Source organism: Streptomyces sp. NPDC005302 (assembly GCF_040607345.1).
In the GTDB taxonomy this organism is placed as follows: Bacteria; Actinomycetota; Actinomycetes; order Streptomycetales; family Streptomycetaceae; genus Streptomyces.
In genome coordinates, this window is the sequence record NZ_JBEXGN010000017.1 from 19,874 (window position 1) to 35,462 (window position 15,589).

Below are 15,589 nucleotides of genomic sequence, written 5' to 3' on the forward strand. Positions count from 1 at the left end.
GGCGTTACTTCTCTCTTCCGATCGGGAAACCGTGCGGCGTTCGGGCCGCGACGGTCAGGGCGGCCGTCAGCAGGAGGGGGCTGCGGCCGAGACCGCAGACCGTGCCGGCGTAGGCGTGGGCGGCGATCTCGTCGGCGCCCGCGACGTGGCCGTGGAGGCGGTGACGTCCCGCGTGCAGCACGACGTGGCCCAGCGAACGCTTCAATGCCTTCTTCGCGGGTCCGTGGTGCAGCTGTTCGTGTACGGCCTCGTGGGCGATCGCCGCCGCCCGCAGTGACCCGGCCGGGTACCAGTGGCGCCAGCCCAGTCGGTCGATCAGTTCCTCGGCCAGGGCGACGGTGTCGGTGAACACCTCGACGGTGGGCACCGGCCGGGAGGTGTAGCGGGCCAGGAGCCCCTTGGCCAGACCCCCGTCGCTCTCCACGACACGGGCCGAGGCCGCCACGGGGGGCAGCGCGGAGCCGAACTCGGTTGCCGCCCGGGCCCATTGACGCAGCAGGGCCGGTCGCGGCCCTCGTGCGTGGGCGTGTCCGCCAGGAGTCGTACGGCGAACTCGGCGTCGTCGCTCTCTTCGAGCTCCTTGATTCCCGCAAGCGTGGTGTGATCCAGGAGGGCATTCGTCATGAGCGGGTCTCCAGGACAGCCACGACCGGCTCGTCGGCGGCGCGTGCACGCAGCTCGCTGCGGGCGAGCGCGAGCAGGGGCTGCGGGTCCAGCACGCCGGAGAGGTCGGCGATCCGGGAGCCGATCAAGAGGCGCAGGGCGGGGGCTCGGACGCCGCCGTCTCCGTAGGACGTGGCCTCGCGCACCAGTTGGGCGAGGACTTCGGGCGCGCGGGCGACGGTGGTCGTCTCGACGCGGGCGTCCGGCGCGTGCAGTCGCACGACGGCGTCACTGTCCACGACGCGCACCGGGTGGCGGTCGGCGCTGAACCGGCGCCGGACATCGGTCCCGTACACGGTGTGGGAGTCGGTGCCCGCCAGGACGCGCACCGATGCCGGGTCGGTCTTGAGGCTGTCGGCGGCGGCGCGCAGCCGGTCGCTGTCGCCGGCCCGACGGGTGCGGTCCTGTGTCCGCAGTTCGGTGGCGCCGGTGGCGACGGCGCGCACGGTGTTGGTCTGCGGGTCGACGGTGATCTCCACCTCGACGCCCTCGGCCGCGGCGCCCTGGGCGACGACCGCGGCTTCGGCCTCGGCCCGTACGGCGAGGATCTGTTCCTGGCGGGCGCCGGGGATGATGCGCTCGACCTGTTCGCGTATGAGGGCCAGGGCGACACCGATGGGGCTGATGACCTCGTTGTGGCGGGCGATCCTGCCCTCCTGGCCGGAGACTGCCGCCAGGTGCGGGGTGACGGTGGCCGCTCCCCCGCCGCCTCCGACGAGGACGGCGGTGTCCTTGTCCAGCCGGTAGTCGCGGATCATCGCGTCGACGACGGCCTTGACCTGGTCGGTGCCGGCGTCCAGGACGCGGGCGGCCGCCGTGGCGACGTCCGTGCCCAGCGCGGCGGCCAAGGGGGCGATGGCGGCCTCGGCCACGGCCGGGTCGCAGTGCGCGAAGTCCCCGTCGGGGACTCGGCCCAGGGCATTGGCCGCGCAGGTCATGGTGATCGCGAAGCGTCCGCCCGCGGCGTCGAGTACGGCGTAGTCGGCCGGGTCGTCGTCCATCGGGCGGATGGTGGTGAGTCGGGCGTCCCGCAGGTCCTCCGCGGTCGCGAAGCAGGCGTAGGGCAGACCCGCGGTGTGTGCGCTGCGCGGTCCGACACCGGTGACCCTGCCGTTGTCCACACGGACCATCGAGCCCCCGCCGACACCGACGGTGCGCACGTCGAGCGCCGACAGATAGGACGTCTTCCCGAGGATGGTGGCGTGCCGGACAGCGACCTTGCCGCGTCGTACGACGCTGATGTCGGTGGACGTGCCGCCGGTCTCCAGGAAGACGCCGTCGCTGATGCGCTCCTGCATGAGTGCGCCGGCGACGCCGGCCGCCGGGCCGGACAGCACGGTGAGCAGCGGCCTGCGGCGCATCTCCTCCAGTGACATCACTCCCCCGTCGCAGCGCATCACCATCAGCGGCGCTCCGACACCGGCCTTGGTGATGGAGGCGTCGACGAGGTCGGCGGTGGCGAGCATGCGGGGCAGGATCGCCGCGTTGACGACGGCCGTCCGGGTGCGCTTGTGGAGTCCGTAGAGCGAGGTGATCTCGTGGGCGGCGGTGGTCGGCAGGCCGCGTTCGACGGCCGCCGCGGCGATGGTGTCCTCGCCCTCGGGGCGGTCGACGCTGAACGGCTGGCTGGCGACCACGGCCTCGGCTCCCTGCCGGACGGCCTCGTCGAGGGCGGCGCGTACGGCGGGCGCGTCATCGGGGTCGGGGACATGGACGTAGACGAGCGGCAGTTGCTTGCCGGGAGTGAGGTGCAGCTTGCGGAAGGCGGCGAGCCGGCGGGTGAAGGCGGCGCCGAGGCCGGCGCCGATGCCGATCAGGCCGACGGTGGCGACGTCGCCCTCCAGCAGGGCGTTGGTAGCCTGGGTGGTGCCGTGGGCCAGGAAGGCCACGTCCTCAGGGGCGTGTCCGGTCTGTTCCAGCAGACGGTCGAGAGCTTCGACGATGCCGTGGGCGACGCCGTCCTCGTGATGGTGGCTGGTGGGGACCTTTACCTGTCCCAGCAGTCGCAGGGTCGTGGCGTCGACCGCCACGGCGTCGGTGAAGGTTCCGCCCACGTCGATGCCGACGCGGATGCGGTGGGTGTTCATGGCTTGGGCACCTCCTTGTGCAGGGTGGGCAGGGGCGCGGGCGGTGGGCCGGGCGGGGCAGGTGGAGCTGCACCCGCTCGGCCGTCCGCCGTTCTCGGTGTTGTCGCTGTTACCGCTGTTGTTGGTGTTGCGGCTTCCCGCGGACGTAGTTGTCCACGGATGTAGCTGTCCGCGGGTATAGCTGTCCGCGGGTGTCAGTAACCGCGGACGTCGGGCCAGTGGCGTTGGACTCCTTCGCGGTCGAGGAGCCGGGCGAACTGGTCGAACCGCTTGTCCTCGGCCTGGACCTGCCGGGGTTCGACCCCCTCGGCGACGCAGTGCGCGGCCAGTGCGCCCGCCACCTCGCCGATGTTCCATTCCACCGGGTGGAGCCGATAGCAGCCGTTGGTGATGTGGGTGGTGCCGATGTTCTTGCCCGCGGGCAGAAGGTTGCGGACGCGGCGCGGGATCAGCGCGCCGAGCGGGATCTCGAAGGGCACCGAGCCGATGTCGACGTAGTTGTCGCCACCGGTCGAGGGGTGCAGGTCGATGCGGTAGTTGCCGACCCCCACGGAGTCCCGGTAGCGGGTGCCGCCATGGGGGCCGACGATGTCGATGGCGACGTCGTGCTCGGTGATGGTGGTGACCGCCTTGATACGGCGCGACTCGCGGATGTAGGGCGCCTTGGCGAGGCCGTCGGGCGTGCCGGTGACGTCCGGACGCAGCCGCAGTCCGGGGAATCCGGTGCCTCCGTCGGCGCGCGGAGCTTCGGTCTGCAGCCAGTACAGGACCGAGAGGGACAGTTGCCTCGCCTCGGCGAGGGCGGCGTCCGACGTCTCCTGTCCCGCGCCGATCAGGGGCTTGAGCCAGTAGTCGTTGAGCGGCCAGTTGACCAGGGTGATGTCGGAGTCGAACGCGCCGGGCCGGTGCAGCTTGCGGGCCAGGATCCGGCGGAAACCGAAGAGTTCCTTGTCGCCCGCGTCTGCGGACTGGTCGGCGGTCACGTCCAGCGGGTCGAGGTCCGGGTTGGGGACGAAGGTGCGGGGCACGGCCTCCAGGGTGCGGGGGTCGGGCGCGAGGAAGCCGAGGAGTGGTCCGGGCCAGAAGTCGGGCCGGTAGGCGCGCCAGAAGTCGTAGTCGGCGGGGCGTTCGATGGTGTGGTCCTCGCCCTCGTGGTGGGAGAGCGCGAAGCACACGGTGATGCCCTGCTGGTTGAGGGGCTGTGCCTCGTCGGGCGCGTGCGGTTCGTCGAACTCGCCGCGCGCCTCGGCGCCGATCGCGTGCTCGACACCGGCGAGTTCGAGCAGTTCGCCGGTCTCGGTCGCGTCGATGACGTAACGGGCGTGGATCGTACGGCTGTTGCCGTCACGCAGGCTGGTCAGCGTGACGGACCGAACGGTGTCGTCGTCTCCGGCCTCGGCCGCGACGGGGCGGTGCTCGGTCAGCAAGGTGAGCCGGCCCGAGGCGCGGTGCGGTGCGAGCATCGCTTCCAGGACGGCCAGGGCTACGCGCGGTTCGTGGCAGAGCTTGCTGACGCGGCCCGCGCCCGGGTTGAGGTCGGTCAGCGCCAGGGCCTGGGACCGCAGCGGATACCAGCGTCGGTAGTAGTCCCTGATGGACTCGCGCAGGGTGCGGTACGAGGCGGTGGTGCCGAACTGCTCGACCCATGGGTGCTCGTCGGGCGGGACGGCCTGAGAGGTGAGTTGGCCGCCGATCCAGTCCGTCTCCTCGGTGAGGACGACGGTGCGTCCGGCCCTGCAGGCGGCCAGGGCGGCGGCGACGCCGCCGAGCCCGGAGCCCACGATGAGGATGTCGGGTGCGGATGTCACGGGTCTCCTTGAAGTGCTGCGCGTGCGGGGCGCCTTGGGCGCCCGGCGTCACGTCTGTGAAAGGCGATCAGGTTCGGCTCAGGGCTGGGCGGGAGGTGCTCCGGCCGATGTGCCGGGCCGGAACGTGCAGGCCACCAGCGGTTCGGTCGCCTGCTCCCCCGCCACGAGCGCGGCGAGCATCCGCACGGCGGCGGCGCCCAACTGCGGCCGGGGGATGTCGAATCCGGTGGGTGCGGGGTCCTCCGAGAGGTCCGGCGGCGGACTGCCGAGCAGTGCGAGCGAGGCATCACCGGGGCAGTCGAGTCCCGCGGCGTGTACCGCGCCCCGCAGCACGCGCCACGCGTCGCCGGTGTCGGTCTCCTCGGCGACGAACGCGGTCACGCCGTCCCGGAGCCAGCCCCGCAGCCGATCGGCGGTCAGGTCATGCCGCAGGTCGGCGGACCGCAGGACGGCATCGGGCCCGCCGGGCAGACCCGCTTCCTCCAGGCCCTTGAGGAAGCCGTGCTCACGGTCGCTGGAGGCGGGTGCCTCGTCGTCCTCGCGGACGAGGACGATCCGCCGGTGGCCGAGGTCCGCGAGGTGGGCGACGACCTCCTTGCTGGCGCTGATGTAGTCGGCGCCCACCCAGGCCAACCCCTCCAGTTCGTCCCGGCGGCCGAGGTGGACCACGGGAAAGCCGTCGGCGACCAGCCGCTGAAGCTCCTCGGCCGGCGCGTGACGGCCCAGGAAGAGGCAACCGTCGGCGAGCCGAACGCGGTTCAGCGCGTTCGGTCCCGCCGCCCCCGCCCCGCCGGAGCTGGAGCCGGTGAAGAGCACCAGGTCGTAGCCGCGTACGGCCGCTTCCTGCTCGACGCCGACGAGGAAGGGGTAGTACGAGTGCTGCACGTCGGTCGGAAACGTCGAGGTGAAGCTGAACACGCCGAGCAGGTTGTTGCGCGCCGCGGCCAGCCGGCGGGCCGCCGGGTCGGGGACGTAGCCGAGGCTGCGTACCGCGTCGAGGACCTTCTGCCGCGTCTCCTCCGAAATCGAGGCGCCCTGCTTCGAGCCCCCCAGCACCAGCGAGACCGTGGCCTGCGAGACCCCGGCGAGCCGGGCGACCTCGGCCTGACGCGGCCGCGACGTACGCCCCGCGGGTGCGGGTGCCCGCCCCGGCCGGGCGCGCTTCCTGGGTTCCTCCACCGTGCTCCTCCGGTCGTTAATGCGTATTAGTAATGCGCATTAACGACACTGTGAACCTCTGGTCGGCAGGGGTCAAGACGCTGGGCGGGACTTCTTGGGTCCGTATGTGCGAACGGGCGCGGACAGTGGGGGGCTTGTCCGACAGATCCGGAAGTACGGCGGTCGCCCGCGGCCACGGCGGCGCGTTCGGCCCGCTGCCCGAGGGCTTCAATGCCTCCGCGCGCTACGACTCGAGACCCCGCGCTGCCGCTCGTGGGCGGCTCCGGCGGACCGCTCACCTCGCAGCGGAAACCTCTCCAGGCTCTGCGCGGTGTTCAGCCCGAAAGCTCCCACAGCAGTCGGTAGTAGAGGATCCGTTCCGGGTCCGGCTCGACTCCGTAGGCTTCGAGCAACGGCTCTTCCCATCCCGGACCGTAGTTCCACTGCGTGCTCCAGGTGGCCACGGCGAGATCGGCCCAGCGGTCGGCCACTCCGAGCGCGCCGAGGTCGACGTGTCCGGTGTACGTGCCGTCGTCACCGACCAGGGTGTTGGGAGCACAGGCGTCGCCGTGGCAGACGACGGGCCGGTCGACGGGCGGGATGTCGGCGAGCACACCGAGGGCGCGCTCGACCGTGCCCATGTGCTGAAGATCTTCATGCCAGTCCGTCGGATGGACCCGGCCCGCCACCGCTCGCGACCGCGCGCTCTCCAGCCGCTGCTCGGCCGACCAGGCGAACGGACAGTCCGCGACGGGCAACGTCTCGTGGAGCGCCCGCAGTCCGGCGCCGATCGCGCGTACCGCGGTGCCCGGGTCGCGCTTCCAGCGGTCATCCACCGCCATACGTCCGGGCAGCCCGCGGGTGACGATCCAGGACCCGGTCTCGTCGGCGCCCTCGCCGAGTACCAGCGGCACCGTGATGTAACGCACCGCCCATCGCAGCCGTGCCACCTCGGCCGCGAGGTCGATACCGCTGTCGGCCGGCGTCCACTTCACGAACTGGCGCGCATCGCCCACGCCGACTTGGAACGTCAGCCCGCCGACCTCGTTCTCCCAGACAGCTCGCACCGGCCGGCCCGCCGCGAGCGCGGTGACCGAACGGGGAGGTTCGACGGGTCCCTGCGGTGAGGTCGCGATCATGCGTTCATTCTCACCAGGTCTGGCGGCCGGCCAACCGGTGGGAGGGACCGCCCAGTTGTGGCGATGGCCAACCGCGGCTCACCCCGCCGATGGCTCCTGCCGTCGAAGCGGGGCGAGCGCAGGTGCTGTTACTCGTTGAGGGTGCAGGGTGCGAGTGCTTCCAGGCCCTCGGGCTTCGCCGCCGTACGGCCGATGGCCGTCTCGATACGGTTCAGCGTGGCGACCCGCTTGTCCTCGAGCGGGCCCAGAATCGCGTTCTGAACGAAATTCGCCCCACCCTGACCCACCGTCTCCACCAGACGCTTGTTCGCCTCCCCGACCTGCGTATCCAACAACGCGAGATTGCGCGCGACCTCCGCCTGCGCAGAGGCAGGAATCGCCGGCAGACTCCCCTCCACCGCAGGGCAGGAGATGGTTCCGGCGGCGCCCGCATCGCCCGCGTCTCCGCCGTCACCCTCCTCCTGGCCGGCCTCGGCTCCCTGGCCCGCACCGGCCTGATCGTCGGCCGCGTTGCCGGCATCGCCTGCGGCGGCGTCGCCACCGAGGGTGCAGGGTGCGAGTGCCTCCAAGCCCTCCGGCTTCGCCGCCGTACGGCCGATGGCCGTCTCGATACGGTTCAGCGTGGCAACCCGCTTGTCCTCGAGCGGGCCCAGAATCGCGTTCTGAACGAAATTCGCCCCACCCTGACCCACCGTCTCCACCAGACGCTTGTTCGCCTCCCCGACCTGCGTATCCAACAACGCGAGATTACGGGCGACCTCCGCCTGCGCAGAAGCGGGAATCGCCGGCAGACTCCCCTCCACCGCAGGGCAACTGATCGTGCCCGGGGAGGCGTACGTGGATGCGGACCGGCCCTTGTCCGGGGTCTCGCCCGCCAAGGCCGAGCCGGCGACGACCGCGCCGGACACCAACAACGCGGCAGCGCCGCCGATCATGACGACACGGCCCTTGTTGTACTTCGGAAGTGCCCTGGACATACAGATGCCTCACTCGGGTCGGGGGAAAGAGCCGTCCCGTCTCGCAAGGGGTGGGACGGCACGGTGCGCTCATTCCTGTGCCGGCGCTCGGGGATACGTACGCGCATACGCGGCGGGCCGTTCAACCGCGCATCGCTTGCCGGCCGGCTGCGTTCAGGTACGTCCGACAACTCGTCGACGCGAGACCACGAACCAAGCAGGCGAGGGCGATTCCCCGCTTTCGCGACCAGTGGTCGCTCGCCGGTCCGGCGGCTCCCCCACCACGACGTACGGCGACATCCGGGCCCCCGACGGCAGCGTCCCCGTCCCGAGCGCACACCTCAATTCCCCCTCTCATCGGGCAAGTTGGACCCTTACGAGAGTCTGACGCGGCACACGGCAGGACCCACAAGGGCCACAACAGGCGTCACTCTGTTCACTCAAGGCCCCCGGACGTGAGGAGTCGAGGAGAGCAGACACGACAGGCGCAGGCGTGGCCGCGTCAGAGGGCACACGCCCTCGGCGGTGGAAGGGCACCGCCGACGGCTTCCGGATCGGACGCGATGGCGCCCTCACCGAAGTCACGGCGGAAACCAGGCTGCCCGCCTCGCCGATTCCGGCAGGGAGGGCATCGCCGCGGTGTAAGAAAGCGGCCACCGCGGCGGAGCGCCCCGGACATGCTCATCGCGTGTCCGGGGCGTGGTCGCATACCGCACACCTCGGTGACCGCCGCGGGCCGAACGACCCGGTAGACCACCCAGGCGGCGCCGACGACACCTCGGCCGAAGGCGATGACGGGCCGTGTGCCGGCGGCGACCTCGGGCAGGTCACCGCGCGGCGCGAGCCAGAGTGACAGATACATCTGACCGGCCAGGTGCCAGGGCTGTTCTGGGTACGGAGTCATCGCGCGTCCTTACCGGTGGGGGGCGGAAGGTGCAGGGCCCCGTACGCGCCGGCCGGGACCACGGGCCGTAGCGGCGGGACGGGTTCGAGCGAGCGGTAACGCCGGCCCGGCTCCGGACGGGGGTCGGGATCGCCCTTGTTGGGCCACAGGGCGGTCGCGCGTTCGGCGAGCGCCGTGATCGTCAGAGAGGGGTTGACTCCCAGGTTGGCGGAGACGGTCGAGCCGTCCACGACGTGCAGCCCCGGATGTCCGTGCACGCGGTGGTACGGGTCGACCACTCCGGTCCGTGCGTTGTCGCCCACGGTGCAGCCTCCGAGGAGGTGGCCCGTCGTCGGCACGTTGAGGAAATCTCCCCACGTTCCGCAGGGCCGGCCTCCGATGCGCGATGCCGCGATGCGGGCCGCCCGGTGACCGGCGGGAATCCAGGTCGGGCTGGGAGCACCCTCCCCCGGGCGGCTGGTCAGGCGGCGCCGGCCGGTCCACGTGCGCCGGAGGTGGGTCGTCACCGAGTTGTCCGCGGTCTGCATGACGAGCAGGACCACCGACTGATGGGACCAGCGCCGCGGATTGTGCAGAGCCGGCAGATCGCGCGCGGCGCGCGCCATGGCGGCAAGTCCGACCAGGAGACGGGACCTTCCGGGGACCGGGTCGATCAACAGCGCGCCGAGCAGGGCCAGCAGGTTGCTGCCGGGACCGTACCGCACCGGTTCGACGTGGGTTGTCGCGTCGAGGTGAACGGAGGACGTGATGGCGACGCCGTGCGTGTAGTCCGCCTCGCGGCTCTTGGAGCGAACGCCGAGGATGGCCTCGGAGTTGGTGCGGGTCAGTCGCCCCAGGCGGGGTGAGAGGTCGGGAAGGTGACCGTCGGCCCGCATCCTGTGCAGCAGTTGCTGTGTACCCAAGGCGCCTGCGGCGAGGACGACATGACGTGCGGTCAGTGTCCTGCGGCGGCGTCCCGGGATGGCGCCTGTGCGCGTATGGGTGACGGCCCAGCCCTCCCCGTGCCGGGTGAGCCGCGTGACCGTACGGCGTGCCAGCACGACGGCTCCGGCCCGCTCGGCCAGTCCGAGGTAGTTCTTGGGGAGGGTGTTCTTGGCGTTGTGACGGCATCCGGTCATGCAGGCGCCGCAGTTGAGGCAGGCGTTGCGCTCCGGGCCGACACCGCCGAAGTACGGGTCGGCGACGGCGGCGCCGGGAACCGTGCCGGGCGGGCCGAAGTGGACACCGACCGGGGTGGGCCGAAAGGTGTCCGCGCAGCCCATCTCCGCAGCCGTGTCCTTGAGCAACCGGTCGGCCTCGGTGAACACCGGGTTCGTCGTGACGCCCAGCATCCTGCTCGCCTGCGCGAGATAGGGGGCGAGTTCACGGCGCCAGTCGGTGATCGCGGCCCACGCCGACCCCTCGTAGAAGGCGGCGGGTGGCTCGTAGAGGGTGTTGGCGTAGCCGAGGGAGCCGCCGCCCACGCCCGCTCCGCTCAGGACGATCACGTCGCCGAGCAGGGACATACGAAGGATTCCGTTGCAGCCGAGGCGGGGTGCGAACAGGTAGTCCCTGATGTGCCAGGACGTTCGGGGGAGGTCGGTGTCAGTGAAGCGACGGCCGGCCTCGAGCACCGCCACGCGGTAGTTCTTCTCCGTCAGGCGAAGGGCGGTGACGCTGCCGCCGAAACCCGAACCGACGACCAGGACGTCGTAGTCGAAGCCGGTCACTGATCGCCCCTCGCGACGAAGCCGGCCAGCAGGGGTGTGACGAGCCGGTCGAGGTTCTCGCGGCGGGTCCGGGGATTCCTGACGGTGAGCGGGACCGGGCCGTCGAGTCCCGGGGCGTGCGTGACCAGGGCGAGGTGCGGCAGCATGACGAGCAGGATGGAGAGGAGGGCGTCCAGGTCGGCGTCCTTGCGCAGGTCCCCGGCGTCCACAGCGCGTTCCAGCAACGGACGCAGGCCGGTCTCGTAGATCTCGTTGACCGGGACCAGGACCGCGTCGCGCACGGCCGGATTCATCTCCATGTTGGTGGCCACGGTGACGCCGCGTTCGAGCGGGTGCGTCGCGAAGTAGTCCAGCCAGGCTTCCAGGGCGTCGCCGAGGTGGACTCCGAAGATCAGGGTTCGGTCGTATCCGTCGAGCCAGGGCTGCATGTGCGCGTAGATGCGCAGTGACGTCTGTTCCGCCACGTAGGTGAACAGGTCGAGCTTGCCGGAGAAGTACTGAAACAGTGAGCCCTTGGCCACGCCGGCCTCGCGGGCTATGACGTTGAGGCTGCCCGTGGAGTAGCCGTGGGTGCCGAACTCGTCCATGGCGGCGACGAGCACGCTCTCGCGTCGGGCCGGCGAAAGCCGGGTCCAGGTGGACGTGGGCATGGGCACTCCCTGATGACCGGACGGTCATGTGACCGCCCGGTCATCGTGGAGCGGCCGTCGGGAAGTGTCAACGCGTAGCGCAGGAAGGGTTGTTGGGAATCTCCGGCCGGCCGCAGAGCGTGCATCCCCCATTGACACGGCACATCTCGGGCCTCAGCCTGTGACCACCTGGTCATACGGCCGGACGCACACGGGAGGTGCAGGGACATGCGCAGGGTGTGTGTGATCGGGGCGGGCTCTTCCGGAATCGCCGCGTGCCAAGTGCTCGCCGCACGCGGCATCCCGTACGACTGCTTCGAACTCGGTTCTCAGGTAGGCGGGAACTGGAGGTACATGAACGACAACGGCCTCTCGGCCGCCTACCGCTCGCTGCACATCAACACCTCACGTCAGGTGATGGAGTACGCCTCCTACCCGATGCCGCACGACACTCCCGACTACCCCGGCCACGCTCACATCGCCCGCTACTTCGACGCGTTCGTGGACCACTTCGGACTGCGCGAGTCCATCGCCTTTGGCACGGAGGTCATCGACGTCGCACCCGGTGCGGACGGCCGGTGGACGGTCCGGTGCCGTCACCGTGACACGGAGCGGGAGACAGCGAGAACCTACGACGCCGTCCTTGTCGCCAACGGGCATCACTGGAAGGCCCGTTGGCCGCAACCGTCACTACCGGGAACGGAGGCGTTCGCGGGCACACAGACACATTCGCACGACTACCGGACACCCGAGCCCTTCACCGATCGGCGCGTCCTGGTTCTCGGTGTGGGGAACTCCGCCTGCGACATAGCCGTGGAGACGTCCCGCGTGTCGCGGCGGACGGTCCTGGCCATGCGTCGCGGTGCGCACATCATCCCGAAGTACCTGTTCGGGAGACCTACCGACCATCTCACCAACTCATGGCTGGCCAGGGCACCCCATCGGGTGCAGGGCCTCGGCCTGGAGCTGCTGTTGCGTCTGAGCCGGGGCCGCCTGAGCGACTACGGGCTTCCCGCACCGAGCCATCGGGTCCTCGCCGCGCACCCCACCATCTCCGACGATCTCCTGACGCGTCTGGGGCACGGAGACATCGTCGTGCGACCCGCCCCACGACGCCTGGAGGCCCACCGTGTGGTCTTCGAGGACGGCACGGCGGAGGACATCGACGCGATCGTCTACGCCACGGGATACGACATCTCCTTTCCGTTCCTCAAGACCGAGTTGATCGACCCCGGTGGCAATGATCTGAACCTGTACCACCGCGTCGTCGCCCCTGATCAGTCGGGCCTCTACTTCATCGGGCTCATACAACCGCTCGGAGCGATCATGCCCCTGGCGGAAGCACAGGCCCACTGGGTCGCCGACCTGCTGCTCGGCAGATGCGCCCTGCCGACGCGGGAGGAGATGCTCAGCGAGATCGACACCTACGGCGAGCGTCTCAGGCACCGCTATGTCGCGTCTCCCCGGCACACGATCCAGGTGGACGCGCGCGCGTACACGAGGGAACTGGCCAGGGAGCGCAAACGAGGGGCCGCGCGAGCGGGGAAGCACGCGGCACGCTGAGCCGCCGCAGCGAGCTCCCCCGCGCGAGCAGCTACGGCCAGACGGACGCGGGGCTCGGCCTGTGCGGCTCGTACTGCCGGTGCACGGGATGGGCGCGGAACTGCTTGCTGTGCAGCGCGAAGGAGCGGTCGAGCTTGGGCACCCAGTAGGCATCCTCGTGGCGCCCGGGGCCACCCTGGTAGTCGTACGCGATGCCCTTGGCCGCCAGTTCGGAGCCCATCCGGATCGCGGCCTGGCCGAACCCGAAGTCGTCCTCCGAACCCCCGTCGAAGTAGTAGCTGTGACGGCGCAGTTGGCGGGCGCCCAAGGAGTGGACCAGCGTGAGCGGCTCGAGGGAGGCATGGGCGGCCTGCTCCTCGGCCGTGCCGGCCAGCGGCGGCAGACTGAGCGCGCCCATGTGACTGGCGATGGAGCTGAACAGTTCGGGGTGGGTCAGCCCGAGGGTGAACGCCCCCTGTCCGCCCATGGACACGCCGGAGATGCCTCGGTGGTCCCGGTCGGGGATGGTGCGGTATGCGCGGTCGACCAGCGGGACGAGCTCTTCGGTCACCATGGTGGCGTAGTCGCCGGCAGAACTGTCGACCCACCAACCACTCGCGCCGTCAGGAAAGATGACGACGGACTGGGCGATGTGCTTCTCAGCGACGAGGCGGTCGATCACCTGGTCCATGTCGCGGGCTTCCCATTCGATGTTGCTGCCGTTGAAGCCGTGCAGCATGTACACCGTCGGGTAGCGCCTGGCCGTGGTGCTGGTGTAGCCGGGCGGGAGATACACGGTGAACTCGACACGCCGGTGCATCGCCGCGGACCGGTAGCTGTCACGGAAGAAGCGCGAGTGGTCGCCCAGTTCGAGCCGCCTGTGCGGGTCGATGTAGAGGAACTCCCGTCGCGGTGGGGAGAGCACAGTGCCGTCGGAGGTCGCCCAGCTTCGAACGGTGTCGACGACGAGACGACCCTGCGCGTCGACCAGGACCTCCGCCTGCTCATCGTGAAGCACCACCGCCGATCCGCCGGCCATCATCCGGCGGACATCGGCCAGCCGACGGGCAGTGGTGTCGCCCTGGTGGAAGAAGTCGTGGTCCAAGGTACCGGCGTAGCGGCCCAGGTCTCCCGCGGCGACGGCCTCGTGCTGCCGGTCGAGCACAGCGCAGGCGTGAGCGAGCTGACGGGGGCTCGCGGCAGCACCCGCAGGGCCGGAGAGGTTGCGCAGGTGCGCCTTCGAGTACAAACCGACAGGACCTTTGTAGAAGCCACCGCCGCCTGTGTCGTCGTACATGCGCACGGCGAGGACGTTCACGGCTCCCCAACGGAGCAGGCCGTTCGGCGGGTAGTACTCGCGCGGAACCTCCCACGTGGAGTCGAAGGCCGGCGGGAAGGCCCCGGTGCCTCCGATCCTCTCGCCGTTGAGGAAGGCCTCGTCGGCGTCGTCGATGAACCCCAGCGCGGCGATGACGGAGGAGTCGTCGACGCCTTCGGGACGCTCCGGGAGGGTGAACGTCTTGCGGTACCAGGCATAGCCGTCGTACGTGGAGAGGTCGGGCGATCGGCCCCAGTCGTCGGGGACCGTCCAGCTGTCCCAGGACGCGTCGGCGTAGTCGTCCGCGGCCCAGGCCGGGTCGTCGCCGGTGCGGAACCGCCAGCCGCTGCCCGCCAGATCCATGCCGAAGTCGGGCGAGGCCGTCGTAGCGCAGACGGTCGAGGAACGGCCGGAGGTCACGCGGTGCCCGGCTGCCGCGTCGGCCGCGTCGGCCGCGGTGAGCGAGAAGCTGATGAGCGAGACCAGTAGAGCGAACACCACGACGATGCGTGGAGCGCGTGGCGAAGGGTGAACGGCTGGAGACAGCACGGCAGTTGTTCCTCTCCTCAGGGGTTCGCGGGAGGTTCGGCAGGCGGACGTGGCAGTGCTGTGGTTCACCGAGGTGGCACGACGGACATGCTCCGTGGATGCCCTCGCTCAGGACACGGCCGCCTCGCCTGTGAGCGCCGATCGATCCGTCGGATACGGACAGTCCGGCGGCTTTGCCGAGGGTTCGCGTGTTCCGCCACAACGTCCTTGGCGATCAACTGAGCATGTGGGGAGGCACGGCGAGGTCGCCGGTCGAGAAGAGGCGAGCCAGATCGGTGGTGTCGCCTCGCGCGCACGCGGAGGCCGTGACATCGATCAGGTTGTCGTAGGCGGCCGGCATGCGACCCTCGTGGACCTGCGCCATCCGGCCCCACACGTCGTCGGGCAGCATCTCCACCTGGCAGAGAGCCGCCAGGTCTCGCACCGTGGCGCAGCTGATCTCGACCGGCCCCCAACTGCTCCCGGTGCCGCCGTCCTCGGGTGGCTTCTGGGTGAGCAGTCCCCCGCGATACTGCTGCCACGCCTCACCGGCGGACAGGAAGCTGCCGGGCCCCGAGTCGATCCCACCGGCTCCATCGACCGCCACGTGCGGGTGTGTTCGTATCCAGCGCTGCTCGGGGCCGAACCAATACTCGGTGATCCACAGGTCCTCAGCTGTCAAGTAGCCGCCGCGAACGACGAACCCGGCTCTCACCCGTGCGGGAAAGCCTCTCGCCCGCAGCAGCGTGCAGGCGAGAACAGCCACATGCCGGCTCGTTCCCACGACGCGCGCGGCGGGCGGACGAGGGCGGTGCAGGCGCTCCGGGTAGAGCTGGGCCAGAACCGCGATCAGCCCACGCACAGGCCTGACGCTCCGCTCCTCGATCCGGTGGGCGGGCAGGCCGAGCGCTTGGGCATCCACGGGCGACACGACCAGCGCTTGAGCGACGGCGCAGATGTCCATGGGGTCGGCCGGTAGTTCCTGCATCACCCAGGCATGAGCGGCGTCCACCCCGGTCAATGGACCAGGGTGGAGGTAATCGATTACGTGGGCCATGGGCCAACACCTTAGGCGCCGCCCTCATGCCGGTACATGGTTACGCTGAGGCTGGCTGAAACTTGACCGACCGATTGGTATGCACCTGCCG

10 protein-coding genes and 1 pseudogene are annotated in these 15,589 nt (G+C 70.4%); 1 reads left to right on the plus strand and 10 read right to left on the minus strand.

Annotated features, from left to right (window positions below; genetic code table 11):
* Positions 1 to 4: 4 nt before the first annotated feature.
* From ABZT74_RS23785 to ABZT74_RS23820, 8 genes and pseudogenes are all read right to left on the minus strand, one after another.
* Positions 5 to 624 (minus strand): annotated as a pseudogene (locus ABZT74_RS23785) (hypothetical protein).
* Positions 621 to 2,750, minus strand: coding sequence for a hydantoinase/oxoprolinase family protein (locus tag ABZT74_RS23790; RefSeq protein ID WP_356437893.1), 2,130 nt, complete (start codon positions 2,748 to 2,750; stop codon positions 621 to 623). The pseudogene ABZT74_RS23785 and the gene ABZT74_RS23790 overlap by 4 nt, the downstream one beginning before the upstream one ends.
* 194 nt (positions 2,751 to 2,944) lie before the next feature.
* The gene (locus ABZT74_RS23795; protein WP_356437896.1) at positions 2,945 to 4,558 is read right to left on the minus strand and encodes an FAD-dependent oxidoreductase; all 1,614 of its coding nucleotides are present in this window, start codon (positions 4,556 to 4,558) and stop codon (positions 2,945 to 2,947) included.
* Between the two features lie 78 nt (positions 4,559 to 4,636).
* A complete protein-coding gene (locus ABZT74_RS23800; RefSeq protein ID WP_356437898.1) occupies positions 4,637 to 5,737 on the minus strand; it encodes a LacI family DNA-binding transcriptional regulator in 1,101 nt (366 codons plus the stop codon).
* Positions 5,738 to 6,051: 314 nt separating this feature from the next.
* On the minus strand, positions 6,052 to 6,855 hold the full coding sequence (locus ABZT74_RS23805; protein WP_356437901.1) for an aminoglycoside 3'-phosphotransferase: 804 nt from the start codon (positions 6,853 to 6,855) through the stop codon (positions 6,052 to 6,054).
* Between the two features lie 128 nt (positions 6,856 to 6,983).
* Positions 6,984 to 7,832: a hypothetical protein gene (locus ABZT74_RS23810; protein WP_356437903.1), complete on the minus strand. Its 849-nt coding sequence runs from the start codon at positions 7,830 to 7,832 to the stop codon at positions 6,984 to 6,986.
* Between the two features lie 879 nt (positions 7,833 to 8,711).
* Complete coding sequence (locus tag ABZT74_RS23815; RefSeq protein ID WP_356437905.1) at positions 8,712 to 10,424, minus strand: GMC family oxidoreductase; 1,713 nt, start codon at positions 10,422 to 10,424, stop codon at positions 8,712 to 8,714.
* Positions 10,421 to 11,074 (minus strand): TetR/AcrR family transcriptional regulator, encoded by a 654-nt coding sequence (locus ABZT74_RS23820; protein WP_356437907.1) that lies wholly within the window; start codon positions 11,072 to 11,074, stop codon positions 10,421 to 10,423. The genes ABZT74_RS23815 and ABZT74_RS23820 overlap by 4 nt, the downstream gene beginning before the upstream one ends.
* 207 nt (positions 11,075 to 11,281) lie before the next feature.
* Between ABZT74_RS23820 and ABZT74_RS23825 the strand changes: the two genes are divergently transcribed.
* Complete coding sequence (locus tag ABZT74_RS23825; RefSeq protein ID WP_356437909.1) at positions 11,282 to 12,616, plus strand: NAD(P)-binding domain-containing protein; 1,335 nt, start codon at positions 11,282 to 11,284, stop codon at positions 12,614 to 12,616.
* A gap of 31 nt (positions 12,617 to 12,647) precedes the next feature.
* On the opposite strand, the gene ABZT74_RS23830 is transcribed toward ABZT74_RS23825, so the two are convergent.
* On the minus strand, positions 12,648 to 14,411 hold the full coding sequence (locus tag ABZT74_RS23830; RefSeq protein ID WP_356437912.1) for an alpha/beta hydrolase-fold protein: 1,764 nt from the start codon (positions 14,409 to 14,411) through the stop codon (positions 12,648 to 12,650).
* Between the two features lie 265 nt (positions 14,412 to 14,676).
* Entirely contained in the window at positions 14,677 to 15,498 is an 822-nt protein-coding gene (locus tag ABZT74_RS23835; protein WP_356172760.1) for a transglutaminase-like domain-containing protein, read from the minus strand.
* Between the last annotated feature and the right edge of the window lie 91 nt (positions 15,499 to 15,589).